The sequence below is a fragment of the uncultured Microbacterium sp. genome (genome assembly GCF_963521695.1).
Taxonomy (GTDB): domain Bacteria; phylum Actinomycetota; class Actinomycetes; order Actinomycetales; family Microbacteriaceae; genus Microbacterium.
On record NZ_CAUQWC010000223.1, the window covers coordinates 1 to 5,514 of the forward strand.

General features: G+C 71.8%; 5 protein-coding genes. 2 read left to right on the plus strand and 3 right to left on the minus strand.

Annotation, left to right across the window (positions count from 1 at the left end; all coding sequences use genetic code 11):
* Nucleotides 1-17 precede the first annotated feature (17 nt).
* Together RWP81_RS13810 and RWP81_RS13815 are read right to left on the minus strand one after the other, a co-directional pair.
* Nucleotides 18-1,019, minus strand: a complete 1,002-nt coding sequence (locus RWP81_RS13810) for a LacI family DNA-binding transcriptional regulator (RefSeq protein WP_314457018.1) — start codon at nucleotides 1,017-1,019, stop codon at nucleotides 18-20.
* A 26-nt stretch (nucleotides 1,020-1,045) separates the two neighbouring features.
* Nucleotides 1,046-2,725, minus strand: coding sequence for a glycoside hydrolase family 13 protein (locus RWP81_RS13815; protein WP_314457020.1), 1,680 nt, complete (start codon nucleotides 2,723-2,725; stop codon nucleotides 1,046-1,048).
* A gap of 276 nt (nucleotides 2,726-3,001) precedes the next feature.
* Between RWP81_RS13815 and RWP81_RS13820 the strand changes: the two genes are divergently transcribed.
* Nucleotides 3,002-3,526, plus strand: a complete 525-nt coding sequence (locus tag RWP81_RS13820) for an adenine phosphoribosyltransferase (protein WP_314457022.1) — start codon at nucleotides 3,002-3,004, stop codon at nucleotides 3,524-3,526.
* 92 nt (nucleotides 3,527-3,618) lie between these two features.
* On the opposite strand, the gene RWP81_RS13825 is transcribed toward RWP81_RS13820, so the two are convergent.
* The gene (locus RWP81_RS13825) at nucleotides 3,619-4,833 is read right to left on the minus strand and encodes an FAD-dependent monooxygenase (protein ID WP_314457024.1); all 1,215 of its coding nucleotides are present in this window, start codon (nucleotides 4,831-4,833) and stop codon (nucleotides 3,619-3,621) included.
* A gap of 64 nt (nucleotides 4,834-4,897) precedes the next feature.
* On the opposite strand from RWP81_RS13825, the gene RWP81_RS13830 reads away from it, so the two are divergent.
* A complete protein-coding gene (locus tag RWP81_RS13830; RefSeq protein WP_314457026.1) occupies nucleotides 4,898-5,422 on the plus strand; it encodes a MarR family transcriptional regulator in 525 nt (174 codons plus the stop codon).
* Nucleotides 5,423-5,514: the final 92 nt, after the last annotated feature.

A 5,514-nucleotide genomic window follows, 5' to 3' on the forward strand; every position in this document is an offset into this window, starting at 1 on the left:
TCGGTGAGCCGGACGGATCAGCGCCCCGGCGGCGCGGTCGAGCCGCGGTCGACCAGCTCGAACGGCAGAGTGCCCAGACCCCGGGCCGGTCGGGCGCCGTCGAGCGCGCGCAGCACCACCTCGGCTGCACGCTCGCCCTGCCCGCGCGCGAACTGATCGATGCTCGTCAGACCGAACCAGCGGCCGAGCTCGTGCCCGTCGACGCCGATGATCGAGACGTCGTCGGGTACGCGCAGACCGAGCTCGCGCGCGGCGAGGATCGCGCCGATCGCCATCTCGTCGGAGGCGGCGAACAGGGCCGTGGGGGCATCGTCGGACGAGAGCAGGCGGGCCGCCGCGCTCGATCCGCCCTCGATGGTGAAGTCGGCCGGTGCCACGCCGTGCGCCTCGATGCCGGCGTCGGCCAGTGCCTGCTCGAAGCCGCGGCGTCGCAGGGCCGGCACCGACGAGGCGGCGTCGGCCACGGCATCCGCTCCGATGTGGGCGAGGCGGCGATGGCCGAGGCCGAGCAGATGCGCGGTCGCGAGGCGCCCCACGGCCAGATCGTCGACGGTGAGCGTGGTCAGCAGGGGATTGGGGCCGGCGATCGCGACGATCGGCACGCCGAGGCTGCGCAGCGACGACGATTCCTCGGCATCGAGCTCGAGGGCGATGGTGATGACCGCGTCGATGCGTCGCCGCCGCAGGTGGTCGTCGAAGACGCGACGCCGTTCGGCCGGGTCGGCGCTCACGCTGTAGAGCGTGATGTCGTAGCCGCGCCGCACGAGCGCATCGGAGATGCCCGCGAGCACGGTGCTGAAGAACCACCGGTCGAGGAACGGCACGACCACCCCGACGGCCCGCGAGCGGCCGGTCGCGAGGGTCGACGCGGCCGCCGACACCACGTAACCGAGGCTCCCGGCCGCGGCGAGCACGCGCTCGCGCGTCGCGCTCGACACCGTGCCGCGCCCGCTCAACGCCCGCGAGACCGTGGCCGTCGACACTCCCGCCGCACGGGCGACGTCGTCGATTCCGGTCACGGTCTCGCAGTTCCGGATGCCGCGGCTTACGCCGCCGCGATCCAGACGGTCGTGTCGGTCGGGAGGCGGTCGCCGTCGAGCGGCCCGCTCGCCGCAATGACTTCGCCCTCGGGCAGCTCCACCGCGTCGTCGCCGAGGTTGGCGATCACGATCAGGCCGCGGTTGCGCAGTGCCACCACGTCGTCGCCGAATCCGTCGAGCCATTCGATGTCGCCGGCGCCGAGGTTGCGGCTGCGGCGCTCGGCCAGCAGGGCCCGGTACAGCGTGAGGGTCGAAGCGGGGTCGTCGATCTGCACGTCGTGCGCGAGCTCCGCCCACTCGGCGGGCTGCGGCAGCCACGAGGCGCCGGTGGAGTTGAAGCCGTACGCGGGGGCGTCCGCGGTCCAGGGGATCGGCACACGGCATCCGTCGCGACCGTAGCGCTCGCCCTCCGTGCGGAACCATGTCGGGTCCTGACGGGCGTCGTCGGGCAGGTCGATGACCTCGGGAAGGCCGAGCTCCTCACCCTGGTACAAGTACGACGAACCCGGCAGCGCCAGCATGAGCGCCGTCGCGGCGCGGGCCCGGTGCAGGCCCTTCACGGGGTCGGGCTTGCCGGGGGACTTCGGGCCGATGCCGGCGCCCTGTGGGTTCTCGGCGGTCAGCGCGAGGCGCGAGGCGTGGCGCACGACGTCGTGGTTCGACAGCACCCAGGTGCTGGGCGCGCCGACGGCGCCGTACTCCTCGAGCGATTCGATGATCACGGAGCGAAGGGCGGCGGCATCCCAGTCCGTCTCGAGGTAGTGGAAGTTGAACGCCTGGTGCATCTCGTCGGGCCGCACCCACAGGGCCGTCTGCTCGACGGTCGGCAACCACGCCTCGGCGCACAGCGCGCGATCGCCGTCGTACGCGGCGAGCACCTCGTGCCACTCGCGCCAGACGTCGTGCACGCCGGGCTGACCCCAGTAGGGCACCTCGGCGGCGTCGCCTCCCATGGACCCGCCCTCGTGATCCGGCGTGAAGTCGGGCAGGCCCTCGGCCTTGATCAGACCGTGCGCGACGTCGACGCGGAACCCGTCGACACCGCGGTCGAGCCAGAAGCGCAGGATGTCGCGGAACTCCGCGCGCACCTCTTCATTGGTCCAGTCGAAGTCGGGCTGGCTCTCGTCGAAGATGTGGAGGTACCACTGGCCGGGCGAGCCGTCAGCCTCGGTCACGCGCTTCCACATGCCGCCGCCGAAGACACTCTCCCAGTTGTTCGGAGGTAGTTCGCCGTTCTCGCCCCTGCCCTCGCGGAAGATGTAGCGCGCGCGCTCGGGGCTCCCGGGGCCCGCCTTCAGGGCCTCCTGGAACCACACGTGCTGATCGCTGGAGTGGTTCGGGACGAGGTCGACGATGACCCGGATGCCGCGCTCGTGGGCGCCCGCGAGCATCTCGTCGAAGTCGGCCAGGGTGCCGAAGATCGGGTCGACATCGCGGTAGTCGGCGACGTCGTAGCCCGCGTCCTTCTGCGGCGACGTCTGGAAGGGGCTCAGCCAGATGGCATCCACCCCCAGCGTCTGCAGGTCGTCGAGGTGCGCGGTGACGCCGGGGAGGTCGCCCAGGCCGTCGCCCGACGCGTCAGCGAACGAGCGGGGGTAGATCTGGTAGATGACGGCGGTGCGCCACCACTCCGAGCCGGGTGCCGAGGCGAGGTCGGCGCGCGCGTCTTCCTGCGTGAAAGTCATGCGGCCACGATAGTGCAAGCGCTTGCAGTGCTGTCAATCCCGCTCGCACCCGCCGCGCCTCCCTTCGTTGAGTGTCCAGGACACGCCGCCTCCCGGGTCCGTGTGCGGCGTGTCTTGGACACTCGACGAGGGGTGTGGCGCGGAGTGGCGGACGCGCGGCGCTGAGCGCCGGGTGTGTGAGTGTCCAGAACACGCCGCACACCGCGGGGGGAACGCGGCGTGTCTTGGACACTCAACAAGGGGGAGGGGGACGGACCGCGCGATTAGGCTGAGCGGGTGCCCGACGCCTCTGCCCTCGCCCGCGCTGAATCGCTCATCACCAGCATCGCCGACTACCCGAAACCGGGCATCGTGTTCCGCGACATCACGCCGCTGCTGACGGATGCCGCTGCCCTGCGCACCGTTGTCGAGGCGCTCGTGGAACCCTTCGTCGGGCGGATCGACGCCGTCGCGGGTGTCGAGGCGCGCGGGTTCCTGTTGGCGGGAGCCGCAGCCATCGTCGCGAACGTGGGCCTCATGCCGATCCGCAAGGCCGGGAAGCTGCCGCGTCCGGCGGCGTCGATGTCGTACGACCTCGAGTACGGCTCGGCGCAGATCGAGATGCACGACGACAACGCCGCCGGCGCCCGCGTGCTGCTGCTCGACGACGTGCTCGCCACCGGCGGAACCCTCCGCGCCGGTCGCGACCTGCTGCAGGCCGTCGGCAGCGAGGTCGTCGGCATCGCGACGCTGCTCGAGATCGACGGCCTGGGCGGCCGCGAGGCGCTGGGCGGCGACGTGCACGCGGTCTTCCACGTCTGAGGTCCGACCGGACGCCAGACCCGTCGAGGGCTCGGGAGATCGCCGGATGCCGAGAGCTCCGGATGCCGCGTCACCGGCGGCCGTGGCCGACGTCAGGCCGCCCTGTCGCGGAGCGTCGGCAGTTTCTGATCGGTGTCTGCGACCTGGCCGAATCGTGCGGCCAGGTGCGAGAGCGGCGGCGCGGTCATGGCCTTCATGAGCACACCGCGCGCGGCCAGGCCGAGCCGGGTGTGCGGGTACGCCAGTCGCAGCATCCCGCGCGGGATGCCCTGGATCTGATCGACCAGGGGACGCATCCATCCGTCGAACGACGCGAGCGCTTCGTCGAGGCGGTCGCGGTCGACGGGTCCGTCGATCTGCGACAGAAAGGCCGCGAGCACGTATCCGCCGGTCAGTGCGAGCGATGAGCCGCCCCCGCCCATCGGGGTCACGCACCACGCCGCGTCGCCGATCACGCACACGCGGCCGCGGTGCCACCCCGGCATCCGGATCTGCGTGAGTTCGTCGATGTACACGTCGTCGGACGAGTCGAAGCCGTCGAGCACGCGCGGGGCCTGCCACCCGGCGTCGGCATAGCGCTCGCGCAGCACGCGCAGGGCGTCGTCGCGGTCGCGCTCGGCGAGGCCGTCGTCGCCCGCGTACGACAGGATCGCGCGGGTCGTTCCGTAGGGATCGGGGCGCAGGTGCACCTGGCGTCCGCCGACCGCGTTGTACCAGCGCCAGCGGTCGTCGTCGTCGCCGGTGCGCGGGATGGTGCCGAAGGCCATGGTGATGCCGAGGGGGTCGGCGTCGACCTCCGACTCGGCGAAGAGCAGGTTGCGCGTGCGCGAGCGCACGCCTTCGGCCACGATCAGCAGGTCGGCGTCGAGGCGCTCGCCGCCCTCGGTGACGATCGAGACGCGGTCTTCGCGCGACTCGTCGACCTCCGCCACCGCCTCGCCGTAGACGAAGCGGACGCCGGAGGGGAGGGATTCGAGGATCGCGCGCGCGAAATCGCCGCGGAGGACCTCGAGCTCGGCCGTCGCCCCGTCGGGTCCGTCGGAGGGGAGCTCGGCGATGACCTTGTCGTGCGCGTCGACGATGACCGTCCCGGTCTCGGTGGTGTTCTTCGCGCGGATCGCGTCGGTCAGGGCCATGCGATCGAGCACCTCGCGGGCGATGCCGCGGACGTCGACGTTCTGCCCGCCGTCGCGGAAGGCGGGCGCTCTCTCGATGACGGTGACCTCCCACCCGATCCGTCGCAGCCACCAGGCGGCGGAGAGTCCGGCGATACTGGCGCCGGTGATGAGGGCGTGCGGTGCGGTCATGGCGACTCCTCGTGATCGATGCAAATAGCTTTACAGTAAAGTCACTTGACTGTAAAGTCATTGCATGTCCGCGTTGAACTCGCTCTCGGTGACCTGGTCCGACCTCGAGGTCGCGGTCATGCACCGCCTGCGCGACTGGACGATGGCATCCGATGAGCTCAACCGGCACCTCTCGGCGTGGATGGGCCTGCCGGTGTCGGATGCCGAGGCGCTCGGGCAGATCGTCTGGGCCGCACAGTCGGGGGAGCCGGTGGCGCCCGCGCAGCTCGCGCGTCAGATCGGGATGACGTCGGGGGCGGTGTCGGTGCTGATCGACCGGCTCGAGCGCGCCGGGCACGTCACCCGTCGTCGCGATGACGCCGACCGCCGACGGGTCACCCTGCACCCGACCGCGACGGCGCTCGGGGGGATGGAACGGTTCCTCGGATTCGCGGGTGCCGAGGTGGCCGCGGCGACACGGGTGACCACGGCCGACGAGCTGCGCGTCGTCCGGGCGTTCCTCGATCGCATGACCGACGCCGCGGCCGCCGCGAACGCGCGACTGCGGAAGACGCCCGCGCCGGACTCTCCCCGCGCCCCCCGGCGTTGAGCGTCCATAACACGCCGCGCTGCCGACCCCGGGCGCGGCTCCGCCGCCTCCAGCGCGAGCGCGGTCTCACCTACCCCTTCGTCTCGCACGAC

What these genes read in the sequence shown, in the direction of transcription:
- RWP81_RS13825 (WP_314457024.1), bottom strand. Translation starts at nt 4,833, where the DNA reads ATGACCGCACCGCACGCCCTCATCACCGGCGCCAGTATCGCCGGACTC.
- RWP81_RS13830 (WP_314457026.1), top strand. Translation starts at nt 4,898, where the DNA reads ATGTCCGCGTTGAACTCGCTCTCGGTGACCTGGTCCGACCTCGAGGTC.
- RWP81_RS13815 (WP_314457020.1), bottom strand. Translation starts at nt 2,725, where the DNA reads ATGACTTTCACGCAGGAAGACGCGCGCGCCGACCTCGCCTCGGCACCC.